At 35.7% G+C, this 14,957-nt stretch carries 16 protein-coding genes; 3 read left to right on the forward strand and 13 right to left on the reverse strand.

What is annotated here, in order from left to right; genetic code table 11:
• The first annotated feature begins 9 nt into the window (after positions 1-9).
• The 3 genes from ACFSAH_RS02445 to ACFSAH_RS02455 all read left to right on the forward strand — a co-directional run bounded on the left by ACFSAH_RS02445 (position 10) and on the right by ACFSAH_RS02455 (position 5,100).
• The gene (locus ACFSAH_RS02445) at positions 10-1,230 is read left to right on the forward strand and encodes a hypothetical protein (RefSeq protein WP_379661102.1); all 1,221 of its coding nucleotides are present in this window, start codon (positions 10-12) and stop codon (positions 1,228-1,230) included.
• A 241-nt stretch (positions 1,231-1,471) separates the two neighbouring features.
• Positions 1,472-2,602, forward strand: a complete 1,131-nt coding sequence (locus ACFSAH_RS02450; RefSeq protein ID WP_379661103.1) for a PepSY-associated TM helix domain-containing protein — start codon at positions 1,472-1,474, stop codon at positions 2,600-2,602.
• A gap of 56 nt (positions 2,603-2,658) precedes the next feature.
• A complete protein-coding gene (locus ACFSAH_RS02455; protein WP_379661104.1) occupies positions 2,659-5,100 on the forward strand; it encodes an outer membrane beta-barrel protein in 2,442 nt (813 codons plus the stop codon).
• Positions 5,101-5,128: 28 nt separating this feature from the next.
• Here ACFSAH_RS02455 and ACFSAH_RS02460 read toward each other — a convergent pair whose 3' ends face one another.
• The 13 genes from ACFSAH_RS02460 to ACFSAH_RS02520 all read right to left on the reverse strand — a co-directional run bounded on the left by ACFSAH_RS02460 (position 5,129) and on the right by ACFSAH_RS02520 (position 14,940).
• Complete coding sequence (locus tag ACFSAH_RS02460; protein ID WP_379661105.1) at positions 5,129-5,761, reverse strand: hypothetical protein; 633 nt, start codon at positions 5,759-5,761, stop codon at positions 5,129-5,131.
• A 104-nt stretch (positions 5,762-5,865) separates the two neighbouring features.
• Positions 5,866-6,705, reverse strand: a complete 840-nt coding sequence (locus tag ACFSAH_RS02465) for an OmpA/MotB family protein (protein ID WP_379661106.1) — start codon at positions 6,703-6,705, stop codon at positions 5,866-5,868.
• A gap of 3 nt (positions 6,706-6,708) precedes the next feature.
• Positions 6,709-7,374 (reverse strand): DUF2461 domain-containing protein, encoded by a 666-nt coding sequence (locus ACFSAH_RS02470; RefSeq protein ID WP_379661107.1) that lies wholly within the window; start codon positions 7,372-7,374, stop codon positions 6,709-6,711.
• On the reverse strand, positions 7,361-7,750 hold the full coding sequence (locus tag ACFSAH_RS02475; protein ID WP_379661108.1) for a DUF983 domain-containing protein: 390 nt from the start codon (positions 7,748-7,750) through the stop codon (positions 7,361-7,363). Before ACFSAH_RS02475 ends, ACFSAH_RS02470 begins: the two co-directional genes overlap by 14 nt.
• Positions 7,751-7,804: 54 nt before the next feature.
• Positions 7,805-8,083 (reverse strand): hypothetical protein, encoded by a 279-nt coding sequence (locus tag ACFSAH_RS02480; protein WP_379661109.1) that lies wholly within the window; start codon positions 8,081-8,083, stop codon positions 7,805-7,807.
• A gap of 4 nt (positions 8,084-8,087) precedes the next feature.
• Positions 8,088-8,660, reverse strand: a complete 573-nt coding sequence (locus ACFSAH_RS02485; RefSeq protein WP_379661110.1) for a DUF420 domain-containing protein — start codon at positions 8,658-8,660, stop codon at positions 8,088-8,090.
• 5 nt (positions 8,661-8,665) lie between these two features.
• Complete coding sequence (locus ACFSAH_RS02490) at positions 8,666-9,355, reverse strand: SCO family protein (protein ID WP_379661111.1); 690 nt, start codon at positions 9,353-9,355, stop codon at positions 8,666-8,668.
• A 1-nt stretch (position 9,356) separates the two neighbouring features.
• Entirely contained in the window at positions 9,357-9,713 is a 357-nt protein-coding gene (locus tag ACFSAH_RS02495; RefSeq protein ID WP_379661112.1) for a cytochrome C oxidase subunit IV family protein, read from the reverse strand.
• A gap of 17 nt (positions 9,714-9,730) precedes the next feature.
• Positions 9,731-10,432: a cytochrome c oxidase subunit 3 gene (locus ACFSAH_RS02500; RefSeq protein ID WP_379661113.1), complete on the reverse strand. Its 702-nt coding sequence runs from the start codon at positions 10,430-10,432 to the stop codon at positions 9,731-9,733.
• Between the two features lie 36 nt (positions 10,433-10,468).
• On the reverse strand, positions 10,469-11,050 hold the full coding sequence (locus ACFSAH_RS02505; RefSeq protein ID WP_379661114.1) for a cytochrome c oxidase subunit 3: 582 nt from the start codon (positions 11,048-11,050) through the stop codon (positions 10,469-10,471).
• 1 nt (position 11,051) lies between these two features.
• Positions 11,052-11,909: a heme o synthase gene (gene cyoE / locus ACFSAH_RS02510; RefSeq protein WP_379661115.1), complete on the reverse strand. Its 858-nt coding sequence runs from the start codon at positions 11,907-11,909 to the stop codon at positions 11,052-11,054.
• A gap of 7 nt (positions 11,910-11,916) precedes the next feature.
• Positions 11,917-12,969 (reverse strand): COX15/CtaA family protein, encoded by a 1,053-nt coding sequence (locus ACFSAH_RS02515; RefSeq protein ID WP_379661116.1) that lies wholly within the window; start codon positions 12,967-12,969, stop codon positions 11,917-11,919.
• Positions 12,970-13,044: 75 nt separating this feature from the next.
• Positions 13,045-14,940 (reverse strand): cytochrome c oxidase subunit I, encoded by a 1,896-nt coding sequence (locus ACFSAH_RS02520; RefSeq protein ID WP_379661117.1) that lies wholly within the window; start codon positions 14,938-14,940, stop codon positions 13,045-13,047.
• Positions 14,941-14,957: the final 17 nt, after the last annotated feature.

The following is a 14,957-nucleotide window of genomic DNA, read 5'->3' on the forward strand; positions in this document are numbered from 1 at the left end:
ATATATATTATGAATATTAAACAACTACTTGCAACCTGTTTTGTTGCAACAACCTTATTTACAGCGTGTAAAAAATCGCCTAACGAGGCGACTCCCGATGTAATTGATACAAGCGGTAATCTCTATAGCTTTTGGGTTACTACATCCAATGGGTCATACCTGTTAACAACAAATGATTTAATGAAAGACACTTTATTGTCTCCTAATAATAATAAAGGTATAGACATAACCTCGTACCTTCCCGCTTCATTTTATGGTGTATACGCTTATAATCATCAGGGTAAATTCTATTTATCTAATGATGGTACGCGTTTTAGCCAGCTCGAAATTACAAGCGAGGGTAAATTAAAAGAAACTAATAATTTCGCATTTTCAGGAAACTTTTATCTTGGAAAAGTTTTGGATGAAGTCAGTTCGGCAGATGAATTGGTCATCACTAAAACTGCCGGTACTACAAATAAGATTAAAAATGTACTGGAACAACCAATCTATTTCATGAATACCAAGAATCTGACACTCAATAAAACATTGACTGTTGAGATTCCTATGATAAAGTATATCCCGAAGCAAACCAATGGTCAGGATGACGATCCTTATATTGTACCTACAAGCCTGACTGTAAGAGGAAATAAACTATTTGTTGGTCACAAATATAAAAGCAATATCACGAAGGCAGATATTATAGACACAACCTATGTATATGTGTGTGATTATCCAAGTCTGGCAAATGGTAAGATAACAAAAGATCCTAGAGGTGGTTTTGCTGCCGGCCACTGGGAAGTAAATAAAACTACTTTTCTGGATGATAATAATGATTTATATATCATGACAAGACGTACCACAACCGGAGCCTATGGTATCTTACGCATTAAGTCAGGAGAAACAGAAATTGATCCTGATTATTTCTTTGATTTGAAAGACTACAATGTGTTTGCAAACTCTTTTGCCGCTAATATCCAAAAATTAGGAAATGGTAAAGCTTATATCTGTCCTTTTGTAGTTGATCCTGCACATCAAAGAGTAATAGCAGATTTAAGACTATTGACAGGAAGTACGGGATCCAGAACTAAAATGAATTTTATGGAAAATGGAAAATTATATGATGTATTTAAAACATATGAATCCAGATGGTTTGTTTATGAATATAATCCAGAAAACAATACGGTTAAAAGAGGTGCGGAAATTGATCCGGGGGTTGCAGATATTTACCATGTAAACAAAATAAAATAATTATTGAAGTAGCTGAATATTCAATTTGTGAATCAATTGAATATTCAGCTACTTTATTTACTGTTATCGTTCATCCACGATCAAAATTTAGTGACCATTTCAACAGCTTATGCTACTCTAAAATCAGCAGTTAACTAATCTTACTTTCTTCACAAACGTCAAAAAGTAACACAATTCCCAATAAAACCTTCGGTATTTTAACAATTAAGCTACTATCTAGTAATATCCTTAATATATAAAAATGATCAAAAAAATAAATGCCTGGCTTCACCTGTGGTTAGGATTAGTTTCTGGAATTGTAGTAGTAATATTAAGTATCACAGGCTGTATCCTCGTTTTTGAACAAGAAATAAAACAACTAACATCTCCATGGTTACATGCAGAAAAACCGTCAGAGGGTGAGTTTTTACCTCCTTCCGTACTATATAACGAAGTTCACAAACATTTTCCAGATAAAAAGATCTTTTCTGTATGGTATCACGGAGAAAATAAGACAGCACATTTCAGACTCGATTCAGATTCCTTAATATACATCAATCCATATACCGCAGAAATAACCGGTGTCATAGATCATGAAGATTTCTTTCATTTTATAGAAGAAGGACATTTTCATTTATGGTTACCTAAAGCTATTGGAGACCCTATTGTAGGTTGGGGAACTTTTATCTTTTTCATTCTGCTCGTAACCGGAATCATTTTGTGGTGGCCTAAACAATGGAATAAAACCAATATTCACAAAAGCTTTAAAATAAAGTGGAAAGCAAGGTTTAAACGCCTTAATTACGATTTACATAATGTACTAGGTTTTTACACGCTTATTATCTCCCTTATTTTTGCCATTACCGGTTTAATTATGAGTTTCCCCTGGTTTTCTAATGGTTTCTTTAAAATAACCGGTGGTACTGTAAAAGAAAGAATTGTATCTAAATCAGATACAACCTTAAACCAATCTGTGGTTGGTTTATCACAGGTAGATGCCGCCTGGAAAAAAGGCATCACAGAAATAGGAGAATATAACAAAGACGCTATTATTGTATCTTTCCCTAAAAAAGCATCAGATGTAATTGCGCTATGTGTAGATATGCACAATGGTTCGTGGCGTTATGTAAATCTGGATCAGCATACGCTAGAACCTGTAGCGTCTACCCAGAAAAAATTAAAAGAAGAAGACTTTGCTTCCTATTTAAGAAGAACCAATTATGCCTTCCATGTAGGTGCGTTTGCCGGTTTACCCACTAAATTCCTATTTTTCTTTGCCAGTTTAGTGTGTGCCAGTTTACCAATCACCGGATTTTATATCTGGTGGGGTCGAAAAAAGAAAAACAAAAGAAAAAGACCTACAAAAACACCTGGCGAAACCGCTATCGTTTAGTCATACCATAACGGTTATACTATTACTATTTCCTATATCATCTTAAATATTTAAATATGCTAAAGAAAATCGTATTTCTTGGCTGCATTTTAAGTGCAGCAGGATCAACATATGCCCAGTCCGTAAAAATAAATGGCAAACTACAAGACACCAACCACCAGGCTATAGAATATGCAGGTGTCTCTATTCTCAGACTTCCAGACTCTGTTCGGGTAAAAGGAACCTTAACCGACTCTTTAGGCAACTTCAGTTTCAGCGGAATAGCAAAAGGGAAATACTTCATCAAGGCCAACTTTATGGGTTATAAACCCTATACAGGAAAGCCTTTTAACTATGATGGGAATACCACAAACATGGGTGCATTAATTATGGAGTCTCAAGCATCCCAAATGTTAAGTACAGTTACAGTTGTTGCCCAAAAACCGCTGATAGAACAACAAATAGACAAAACCGTTTTAAACGTAGAAAACAGTATATTATCCGAAGGGAATACAGCATTAGAATTACTTGAAAAAGCTCCCGGCGTAAACGTAGATCATGATGGCAATGTGTCGCTCAAAGGACGTTCAGGCACATCGGTATTAATCAATGGAAAGCTAACCTATTTATCGGGCAGGGAACTATCTAATTTACTTAAAGGGACAAATTCTTCCTCCATTTCTAAAATTGAGGTAATGAGCAACCCTTCCTCAAAATATGATGCTGCAGGTAACGGAGGGATCATTAATATTGTGATGAAAAAAAATACCGCAACAGGTTTCAATGGTTCAGTAACTCTAAATGGCGGAAGTAGCCGTAAAGCCCGTTACGATAGTGGTGCAACATTAAATTTCCGGTCCGAAAAATTAAATGCCTACGGAAATTACACCTATGGGTATAGAGGCGAAACTGAATATTTAGATTTTTCACGAAACTTCTATGACAATGGGATAGCTTCCGGTAAACCGGATAGAACATCTTTCCAGGACACAAAAACAGATGAACCTTTGCATACCCACAATTTCAGAGCCGGAGTAGATTATTTTCTTAACGACAAAAACACTTTAGGTTTCCTGATAAATGGTAACTCTGGCAAATACACACATGATAGCAAGACAGGAAATCTACTATTAGATAATACTGCTACTACCGTTATAAGTGATGCTTTAAGCCACAACTATGATAAACAAAGCTGGGAAAGCCTTACTTATAACCTCAATTTCGTACATAAATTTAACAAAGAGGGTTATGAAATAGCTGCTGATGCCGACTATTCTTCCAATTCATTTACCTCCCTACTTAATTTAGATACAAAATATAAAGGTGTTACAGGAGATTATAATGACCGCCCATCCTTTAGAAAAGGCTATATACCCTCCACTACAGATGTGTATGTTGGAAAAATAGATTATTCACAACCTTTTCTAAAAAATGGAAAACTCGAATTAGGAATAAAAAGCAGTTTTGTTGAAGCAGACAATAATCTTAGTTACGATACCCTAAAGAACAACCAATGGGTAAATGATGCAGGTAGCAGCAATTATTTCAGGTATAACGAACAAATACATGCTGGGTATTTATCGGTTAACAAAGACTTAAATTCATTTAGTATTCAGTTAGGACTCAGAGGCGAATATACCCAAACCAAAGGACACCAGATTACTTCAGATTCTTTGGTTAACAGAAATTATTTCCAATTGTTCCCCAGCCTCTTCCTTACCAAAGCTGTTAACAAAGACGATAAAGTACAATTTGCCTATAGCAGAAGAATAGAAAGACCGGGATATGGTGATTTGAACCCATTCAGAGTATTTAGAGATCCGTTTTTATTTTATCAGGGTAATCCTTTCTTAAAACCAGAACTTACACATACCTTGCAACTAAGCCATAGCATTAAGGGTAAATACATTACGGCAATAAATTACAATTATACAAAAGACGTAATGAACTGGGTTCCGGGACAGATAGACTCTATTAACACCACATTTTCTACCCCGTTAAATCTGAGTAGTTTTGTCAATTATGGAATTAGCTTCACCGCATCAACCAATATAACCAGATGGTGGAGCGGAAGCCATTTTGCAAACCTTTACCGTAACGAATATAAAGGTAATCACCAACAGGGAACCTTAAACAATAGCATGACCAGCTTTAGCTTCAATTCGCAAAATACCTTACGTTTAGGAAATGGCTTTAGTGCCGAAGTAAGTGGCTTATACCACTCAAAAGTAGTTTATGGAATATCTTCCCAAAAACCATTTTTTGTAATATCCTCAGGTATACAAAAATCTTTATTGAATGATATGGCGGTTATTAAATTAATGGTCAATGATATCTTTCAAAGCAAACAGCTAAAAAGAACTACTCAGTACGAAAACATTGATATGTACACCCATATTAACCTGGATAACCGAAGAGCTATGCTGTCCTTTACTTATAGATTTGGAAACCAAAACATAAAAAAGAGAGAAAGAACAACAGGTAGCGAAGATGTAACAGAAAGAGTAAAGGGAGGTTAAACCTCCTTTTACTCAACTATAAGACCAGTTATATTTTTTTGATAGACAAAGGACGGAATCCTCCCTCCTTAATCCCTATAATAAAATAGACTGTTTCTCCCGCTTTAATCTCCCGGTCAAATAAATTATACTCTATAAGTTCTTTTTTAAATTTATTATTCGCCGAATTTGCCCTTATCATATTTCCCAAGGCTATACCTGGCCCAATAATTAATCCCACAGGAAAAATGGTTTCGTTTTTTGCGATACCATTAGTTTGCATTTCTGTTTTATATAATTTCGCAGGGGTTAGCAACAGATAAAGCAGATATAAAGGCGCTCTTTGCTTTAATTGAGTGTGTACGACATCTAGTGGTATGACATTTAAGAAATCGTGATCACTATATATAGCAAAATCACGTAAAAACTTCACCGAACGAGAATCGTTATTGGTTATTTTTAAAGAAACCAGCCTGATGTTACTGTTGATTTCCCTTTTTACATATTTTTTATTTCCGGCAGCCCTGAGCACATCATATTTATAGGAAAGTTTTAATAGTCCTGTGTCTGGTTCCGTATAAACAGCCTGCTGAGGTTTAATAAAATTATAACCACCTGCACATGAGGCAAGAAAAATAACAGAGAAGACAGCTAAAGTAAGTGAAGTAAAAATTCTATTCATCGTAAGTTTAAAATTCGATGAATATACATTATTTTTTTCTTTAAAATAAACAACCTATCCATATAATAATTTGATATTTTATATGGATAGGTAAAATAGGTAGCTTAGTTAATCAACTTATAAAGCTCATCCAATTTTGGAGAAAGCACTATTTCAATTCTTCTGTTTTTGCTTCTACCCTCAGCAGTATTTTCATTATTTAAAGGCTGGAACTCTCCTTTTCCTGTAGCCATAACCCGATTAGGAGATATTCCCTGATCTGCGGTTAGGAATCTCACTACAGAAGTTGCTCTTAATACACTTAAATCCCAGTTATCCTTTATTTGTCCCAGATTTCCCACACGTTGATTATCGGTATGTCCTTCAACAGCTATGTTAATTTCGGGTTGGGTATTCAATACTTTAGCCAGTTCATGTAAAGCTTGTTTTCCTCTTTCATCAATGATTATACTTCCTGTTGCAAAAAGAAGCTTATCTGTTAAAGAAACATAAACTTTCCCATCTCTCATCTCTACGGTCAACCCTTTATCCTGGAAACCAAGAAGTGCTTTTTGCAACCTGTCTTTAAGTGCATTGCTTGCCTCATCTCTCTTTTTCAGTATATCTTCTACTTCTTTTAACCTTTGCTCTCTTCTTTTAAGATCCTCAGACAGCTTGTTTATTTCAGACGAACTGTTTGTACGTAAAGTAGCGTAATTCCCTCTTAAGTCGCCTAATTCTTTATTTAAACCGGCAATCTTTTGATGTAAGAAAGCAGTATCGTTACGCAAACGGCCTAATTCACTTTCAAGCGACTCTATTTTCACATTTGATGCATTCCATCCTGTAGATAACGAATCTTTGTCTGAAAGTAATCTTTCGTACTTTTTCTTGGACATAACCACACAAGAACTCAACAATAAAGAAGATACCCCTACGGTAGCCAATAATTTCAAATATTTCATAATTTAATCTAGTGCTATTTTCAAAAAATCATTAAACGGTTTAATCATCTTCAGCCCTTTAATCATTTCTTTAATTCCTTCTTCTTTTAACCAGCTTTGATCATCAAACTCCCTGGAACAAACAAAACTCTTCAACTTCAAAAACGCTATATAAGGATGATCTTTTTCATAGCCTTTAGGATTGGTCTTTAAAACGTCTTCCCGACTTAAATCTCCAAAATAGTTTTTAAAATTCTTCTCTTCAATTATAGATAAAAACTCTGATATGTTATAATCTATTTCCTGTCTTAATGCTTTCAAAGGCTCCGCAGAAGGGCGCCAATAACCTCCACCAATATAATTGTTGCCCGGTTCTATATGTATAAAGTAGCAAGGTCCTTCTACCATCCTATCTTTGGCTATAATAATAGCAAAATTATTCTTATAAGGTTGTTTGTCTTTACTAAACCGCACATCTCTATAAATGCGCAGAATACATTTCTTCGGACTTAAATCTCTTGGAATTTCGGGATCAAACTTGGCAATTTCCATAATCATAAAAGTGGCAAATTCATCTATATTTTGTTTAGCCACTTCATATAAATCCCTATTCGCATCAAACCACTCTCTCGTGTTGTTCTTTCTAAGCTGTTTTAAAAAATCCAGTGTTTCCTTCTTAATCGTAATCATAATCCGGGTTATATTTGATTTTTGGAGACAATAAATGTAAGAGAATTACCCTGGAGTACCTGAAATTAAAAGGTGCAATAAGTACACTGGCAATTAAAATAGCAATAATGTATACCCACGGAGATTTATCTTCTTTGGTGATAATGTAAGTGGCCACACCAACAGTTACAGCTACGGCTACATTAATGGCATAAGCTACGTACATAGCTGCATAGAAGTAACCGGGCTCCACTTCAAAACGTAATCCACAATGTGGACACACCTCGTACATTTTTTGCGAACGTAAACCGTACATACTGTTTTGGAAAAGATTCCCTCTTCTGCATCTGGGGCATTTAGCCTTGGCCATTGCCTCTATTTTAGATGTTTTAGACATATAGACAGCTTTTAAATTGAATAAAAAAACCCCGTTTATCCGGGGTTCTAAGTACTAATTTAAATTTATTTTTTCGTTTTTTATATCGATGACTATGTCTTTTTTACGATACTTTTTGTACCAAAGAAAACCTATACCTGCCACCACAAGATAAGGTGCTGCTAATAAGTACATAATACCCGAGTTTAATTTTTTTGCAGTGCTGCCTCCTTCCATAACATTAGACTCTACAGTAGACTGACACATGGCACATTGTGCATGGGCATCAAATGCGATGAGGCTAAAACCCGCACTTAACAAAAAAACAGTAAACAAAATTTTTAACTTTTTCATATCCTTAATATTGATAATAAGGTGATATCATTAAATAAACCACAACGCCCGTTACAGTAACGTAAAGCCAAATTGGAAAACTGTACCTCACTAATTTCCTATGCTTTTCTACATTCATCTGTAAACCTCTGTAAAAACTCAATAAAATCAGAGGTAGTACTCCAGCTGCAAGTATAATATGAGTTATAAGAATAACGTAATAAACATATCTTAAATTACCTGCAGCTAAAACTTCTTCAGGCTCAAGAATACCATTCCCATTCAAATCCCCAAATTTTGTCTCTGGTGCAAAATAGTGAAAAACAATATAAGACACTAAAAACAAGGAAGATAAAAAGAACGCAAACAGATTGATACGTTTGTGCATAGTGATGTTTTTGTTTTTGATAAAATACAAAGACAAGAGTAACAACACACTGCAAGTTCCATTAATGATAGCATTTAGCTTAGGTAGGAAATAGATATAGGAAGGTGTTTCTATCACTACCGGAATAACTTTCCTGTTTAATAAAACAACCACCAAAAATACAAATATAGATACTCCTGTTACTATCCTGAAAATCAACTTATCGTTCATAGAAATTACTGCATTTTTCTTAACTCTTCTGTAATCAACACTTTAATCTCATCGTTCAGAGATTTCATATCTTCGGCCAGTAAGCAACTATAATAACCTCTGATACGATGCTGTTTATCCAATAATATTAACTTCTCACTCAGCACATAGTCATTACCATGTTTAAACGCATTTACATAAAAGCCATTAGAAGCCAAGGGATAAACCACACTGGTATCTGCTATTACTAAATCCCATTTCCCTGCCAAAGCTTTATGTTGTCTGGCAAACTCCTGTACTACCGCGCCGTTATCATTCTCTGGGTCTATGGAAACAGATACAAAACGGATCATTTTATTATCAGCATACCTATCTCTCAACCACGAAATCTGTCTAAACATTTCGTCCCCTAATTTTTCAGCGTTTGTATAGAAGAAATTTGCAATAACGATTTCATTTTTCACGCTATCGAAATCAAATTTTTCTCCTATCTGATTTACACCGGAAAAATTGGGAATACGATGATAAATAGTATCTGGGATTTTCTTTCCCCTTCTTTCGGTAAAAGTTTCTGCTACTTCTTTAGGTCCATAAAACGGTAAAGGTTTATAGCGATTTTTACCTTTATCCTGAAGTAAATAATACAAAAATCCTGGTACCGCTAAAATGGTGACCAGGATTAATATTTTTGTTAAAGGAAATTGATTCCTCATCATGTTAGTGAAAAATTGCCTTGATATGATGCATATACCCACCTTCTACCAATAAAAGGATGATAAAGTATATGATAAATACAAAGGAAACTGCTATTGAAATAATCAATGATGGTTTCTCAAATTTCAGGTGCATAAAATAAGCTATAATATAGTATGCTTTCATCAGCGTTAAAACTATATAAACTGCATTTACAAATGCTCCTTTGGCAAGAATTTGCCAGTGATGCACAAAACCTAATGCGATAAGGAACTCAATAAGAGTTAAGAATAACAGAATAAAAAATACTTTCCAGATTCTACCCTTGGTCATTTCACCATGGTCTTCTGCGTGTGCTAAATGTGTATCTTGAGATGACATATTACTATGTTAAAAAATTAAACCAAATAAAAGAATGTAAATACGAATACCCAAACAAGGTCTACAAAGTGCCAGTATAAACCAACCTTTTCAACCATTAAATAGCTACCTCTTCTTTCAAAAGTTCCATTTAGCGTTTGGATCAGGACAATAATGTTCAATACTATACCTGTAGTAACGTGGAATCCGTGGAATCCTGTAATTGTAAAAAACAGGTTAGCAAACTGCAGGGTACTCACATGGTCAGAACCCAAAGTAGCCATTACTTCGGCACTTGGTACGCTTCCCCACCAAAAACCTTCGTGGTGTAAATGCGACCATTCCAAAGCCTGACAGCCTAAGAACATTAAACCCCCTATAACTGTAGCTACCATCCAGCCAATCACCTCTTTTCTAGAGTTTCTGTGCCCTGCTTCTACGGCTAATACCATAGTTACAGAACTCATAATCAATATAAAGGTCATAATACCCACAAATACCAATGGGGCACCGCTATCTGTTATTCCTGGAATAGATTGGAAAACAACGTCCGGATCTGGCCAGGTAAACTTGCTAAACCTTTGAGCGCCATAGTACACCAAAAATGCAGAGAATGTAAAGGCATCCGATACCAAGAAAAACCACATCATCAATTTTCCGTATTCTACGGAAAAAGGAGACTTACCTCCACTCCATGGAGTGTTTTTAACTTCGTCTAATTTTGCTACTGTTGTGTTCATTAAAAATGTAGGTTGTAAATTCTTTATTTAAAAATTTTACTGATTCAAAAGTAAGAAAAGGTACAGATATATCCATAGTATATCTACAAAATGCCAAAATATAGAAGTAAGCTGCATTCTAAAACCATTAATAACTCCTGGCAATTTTCCGTAACTACTTACTAATGCTGTTATTATAATTACTAGCCCTGCTAATATATGTAATATATGCAGGAATGTAAATGCATAAACAAAACTAATACTGGCGTTTGAGTTGATAAAATAAGCTCCTAATCCAATCCAAACCTTCCAGCCATGAATTTGCATAGCAATAAACACTACTCCCAAAAGGAAGGTAAGCCAAAGCCCTAACCTTTGCTTTCCAAAATTCCCTTTCTTTGTTTGTTGCGAAGCCCAATACAAGCTCATACTGCTCAGGAATATGACAATGGTACTGTAACCAAAAACTTTTGGCAGTTGTACGTTCAAAACCCTTCCCGATCCTGTATATACAATAAAACCACTGGTTAAACCAGCAAAGAAAATAACTGAAGATACAACAAACAGCCACATAATAAACTTCTTAGGCTGTAGGTTATATTTATCTACTTCGTTATTGATATGTTGTTGCATAATCATACTATTTCAAATTAAACAATAATGCCAGCTGCACTACCGGAAGATAAATAAAGCTTCCGAACATCAATTTCCGGGCAGACTCTATATCCAACTTAATAAATAACTTTAACGCTAACCACGAAAACCAAAGTCCTAAAATTACAGAAATTATGGCAACAATGTTTCCACCAAAACCATAAATTGTTGGTAATAAACTGATAGGAATAAGTGCTACGGTTGTAAACAAAGCAAAACCCGCACTTATTTTATCTCTTTTTGTGGTTGGCAAAAGTCTAAAACCAGCTTTCTTATAATCGTCATCCAATACCCAGGCAATAGCCCAGAAATGTGGAAATTGCCACATAAACTGTATACTGAACAGAATTACCGCAATATGGTCTATAGCTCCATGAGCCGCCACATAACCTATTAATGGAGGTAATGCTCCAGGGATGGCTCCAAAAAACACGGCAATAGGCGATTTCCTTTTTAGCGGTGTATATATAAACGCATAAAAAAGTATAGAAAAAACAGATAATAAGCCGGTGGTTAAATTAAGGCTACCTAACAGGTAGGTTCCAAAAATTCCCATAACCAAACTTAATACCAGCGCCTGACCATTAGTCATTCTTCCAGAAGGCAAAGGTCTGTCCAGCGTTCTGGTCATCAGCTTATCCAGATCTTTTTCAATAATTTCGTTAAAACCATTTGCTGCAGACGTAACCAAAAAACCTCCCACTATTAATTTCAACCAATTTATCCAATGGATAGCATGCTGGCTTTCTTCGGCAATAAGGAAACAAACCGATGCAGAAAAAACCACTAATAGCGTAAGTCTTAGCTTAACAAGGTTCTTAAAGTCTTTTATAAACGCTTTCAATTAACAATTAATTTAATGAGGCTCTGGTGTTGAGCATCAATAACAAATAAAACTGAGCACCAAACATAATGGTAGCAAACAACATATGGAGTGCCTGTGCGGCCGGAGGCATAGCGAATTGATTCAAAACTACACCTAAAAAATATTGGAACCCTACTAACAGCAGACAATATTTAGCAAATTTCAATTGATTCTCTCCCACATTCCTTTTCTTAATTAGAATATAGATAATAAGGGCAGAAACAACCACCACAATAGCCAGTAATTTATGTACATGATAAATCTCTCCGGCACCATTAAGCCACTCTGATCTGCCTAAATGGGGATTGAGCTGAACAATAGCATCCACTGTTTCCCTGACTTCTGTACCTATAACAATCTGGGCAAAAGAAATCAATAAAGCGGAATAAAGCAGTAGTTTTATCAAAGTTTGACTATTAGCGGATAAAACAGACCTATCTTCCAAAGATCGGGCATAATGATAAGTATAAATCGCTATTGCCAAAATCAATATGGCGGCAATCATATGAACGGTAATAGTCCATGCCAACAAATTTGTAGACACTACGATAGACCCTAACCAGGCCTGAAATACAATCAGAAATAAGTTCAGCAAGCTCAATACAAAAATACGTGTAGCCCTCTTGATGTATACAAAAGAAAAGAAGAAAGAGAGTAACAAAAATATTCCTGTAGTAGCACCTACCAATCTATTTACATATTCAGTATAAGTCTTAGCTACATTAAACTCTTCCGGTACTTTTATAGTTTCATCATGCCTTACCTTATCAGCCAGTTCATTATAGCCCATCTTGTCCAGCATATTGGCAAAACGTTCGTTTTTTTCGATTCGCTTGGCAACATATTTTTCCTGATAATCAGCAGGGAGCTGAGAAATATCCGTTGGCGGAATGTAATGGTCAAAGCACTTAGGCCAATCAGGACATCCCATCCCAGATCCACTACTCCTCACAACTCCTCCTGCCAAAATGACTAAAAAAAGCAGCACAATAGTATAAAGATTATACCTGATAAACCGCTTTTCTTTTTTCTGATGCATTACTCCATATAATTATGGGGTATCTAGTAAGGTAATTCTTACATGGACACCCCATATATTTGAAACTTCTTAAAGTTATTTTACCTCTTTTTCGCTTTCGCTGTTAGCTACAAGATTTTTCGCATTCCACTCTTCCTGTATTCTTTCTGCCTCTTCGTTTCCTTCAAAATCATGAGGAAGGTTAGAAGTCATGGTTTCTGAATGCGGTACATTCTGAGGGATAAAGTCCTCGTCATGTCCAGGTTTGCTATAATCATAAGGCCAACGGTAAACAGTTGGGATTTCTCCCGGCCAGTTACCATGTAAACGCTCAACTGGTGTAGTCCATTCTAATGTATTAGAATTCCATGGATTTTGCGTTGCTTTCTTACCATAGAACATAGAGTGGAAGAAGTTATAAACAAAGGCGAACTGTGCAACACCACCAATAATAGCAGCCCAGGTAACAAATACGTTTACAGACAACCACTCGTTCATAAATTCAAACTCAGTAAAAGAGTAATATCTACGTGGCACACCATCTAATCCCATAAAGTGCATAGGGAAGAATACCAAATAAGCAGACACAAAAGTTAACCAGAAATGCAGGTAACCTAATTTCTCGTCCAGCATTCTACCGTACATCTTAGGATACCAATGGTAAACCCCACTGATCATACCAAATATAGCTGCAGATCCCATTACCAAGTGGAAGTGAGCTACCACAAAGTAAGTATCATGCAAGTTAATATCCAATGTAGCATTTCCTAAGAAAATACCTGTCAATCCACCAGAAATGAAGAAAGATACCAATCCAATAGCAAACAACATCGCAGGAGTAAAACGTATGTTTCCTCTCCAAAGTGTAGCTAAATAGTTAAATGTTTTTACCGCAGACGGTACCGCAATAATTAACGTGGTAATCATAAACACCCCGCCTAAGAACGGATTCATACCAGTTACAAACATGTGGTGTCCCCATACGATGAAAGACAATACTGTAATACCTATTAAAGAGTAAACCATCGCATGGTAACCAAAAATAGGTTTACGAGAATTGGTTGAGATAATCTCAGATGAGATACCTAAAGCCGGCATAATTACAATGTACACCTCAGGGTGACCAAGGAACCAGAATAAATGCTGGAACAATATAGGGCTACCACCTTCATTTGCCAATGCCTGACCTCCAATATAAATATCAGACAAGTAGAAAGAAGTACCAAAACTTCTATCAAAAATTAAAAGTACTACTGCCGCTACCAATACCGGAAAAGACAATAGACCTACTACAGCTGTTAAGAAGAAAGACCAAATAGTCAAAGGCATTTTCCAAAGATCCATTCCTTTTGTACGCATATTCAGCACAGTAGAAATATAGTTGATACCACCCAACAAACTGGAAATGATAAAAAACACCATTGAAATCAACCATAAAGTCATACCCAGACCTGAACCTGGCATAGCTTTAGGTAAAGCAGATAGCGGTGGATATATTGTCCAACCCGCACCAGCAGGTCCTGATTCAATAAAGAATGTTGATACCATGATTACACTGGCAACAAAGAATAACCAGTATGAAAGCATATTCATGAATGGAGATGCCATATCACGAATACCTAACTGCAATGGAATCAATAAGTTCGAAAAAGTACCACTCAACCCTGCAGTCAATACAAAGAATACCATAATGGTACCATGTATAGTAACCAACGAAAGGAAGAAGTTTGGATCTAACCTACCTTCCGGAGCAAACTTACCCAATAATACCTCCATCAAAGGAAAACTAGAATCAGGATAAGCTAATTGGATCCTAAATAAAATAGACAGACCCATCGCTATCAATGCCATTATCATACCAGTGATAAGGTATTGCTTAGCTATCATTTTATGATCCTGACTAAAGATATACTTAGTCAGAAACGTTTCTTTATGATGCCCATGAGAATGGTCATCATGTAATGTATCTGTATGAATTGCAGCTGTTGCCATAATCTCTTTTAATTTCT

This window comes from Pseudopedobacter beijingensis (assembly GCF_042678145.1).
Classification (GTDB): Bacteria; Bacteroidota; Bacteroidia; order Sphingobacteriales; family Sphingobacteriaceae; genus Pseudopedobacter; species Pseudopedobacter beijingensis.

What these genes read in the sequence shown, in the direction of transcription:
- ACFSAH_RS02460 (WP_379661105.1), bottom strand. Translation starts at nt 5,761, where the DNA reads ATGAATAGAATTTTTACTTCACTTACTTTAGCTGTCTTCTCTGTTATT.
- ACFSAH_RS02450 (WP_379661103.1), top strand. Translation starts at nt 1,472, where the DNA reads ATGATCAAAAAAATAAATGCCTGGCTTCACCTGTGGTTAGGATTAGTT.
- ACFSAH_RS02495 (WP_379661112.1), bottom strand. Translation starts at nt 9,713, where the DNA reads ATGTCATCTCAAGATACACATTTAGCACACGCAGAAGACCATGGTGAA.
- ACFSAH_RS02500 (WP_379661113.1), bottom strand. Translation starts at nt 10,432, where the DNA reads ATGAACACAACAGTAGCAAAATTAGACGAAGTTAAAAACACTCCATGG.
- ACFSAH_RS02490 (WP_379661111.1), bottom strand. Translation starts at nt 9,355, where the DNA reads ATGATGAGGAATCAATTTCCTTTAACAAAAATATTAATCCTGGTCACC.
- ACFSAH_RS02485 (WP_379661110.1), bottom strand. Translation starts at nt 8,660, where the DNA reads ATGAACGATAAGTTGATTTTCAGGATAGTAACAGGAGTATCTATATTT.
- ACFSAH_RS02470 (WP_379661107.1), bottom strand. Translation starts at nt 7,374, where the DNA reads ATGATTACGATTAAGAAGGAAACACTGGATTTTTTAAAACAGCTTAGA.
- ACFSAH_RS02515 (WP_379661116.1), bottom strand. Translation starts at nt 12,969, where the DNA reads ATGCATCAGAAAAAAGAAAAGCGGTTTATCAGGTATAATCTTTATACT.
- ACFSAH_RS02455 (WP_379661104.1), top strand. Translation starts at nt 2,659, where the DNA reads ATGCTAAAGAAAATCGTATTTCTTGGCTGCATTTTAAGTGCAGCAGGA.
- ACFSAH_RS02445 (WP_379661102.1), top strand. Translation starts at nt 10, where the DNA reads ATGAATATTAAACAACTACTTGCAACCTGTTTTGTTGCAACAACCTTA.
- ACFSAH_RS02480 (WP_379661109.1), bottom strand. Translation starts at nt 8,083, where the DNA reads ATGAAAAAGTTAAAAATTTTGTTTACTGTTTTTTTGTTAAGTGCGGGT.
- ACFSAH_RS02520 (WP_379661117.1), bottom strand. Translation starts at nt 14,940, where the DNA reads ATGGCAACAGCTGCAATTCATACAGATACATTACATGATGACCATTCT.
- ACFSAH_RS02475 (WP_379661108.1), bottom strand. Translation starts at nt 7,750, where the DNA reads ATGTCTAAAACATCTAAAATAGAGGCAATGGCCAAGGCTAAATGCCCC.
- ACFSAH_RS02465 (WP_379661106.1), bottom strand. Translation starts at nt 6,705, where the DNA reads ATGAAATATTTGAAATTATTGGCTACCGTAGGGGTATCTTCTTTATTG.
- ACFSAH_RS02505 (WP_379661114.1), bottom strand. Translation starts at nt 11,050, where the DNA reads ATGATTATGCAACAACATATCAATAACGAAGTAGATAAATATAACCTA.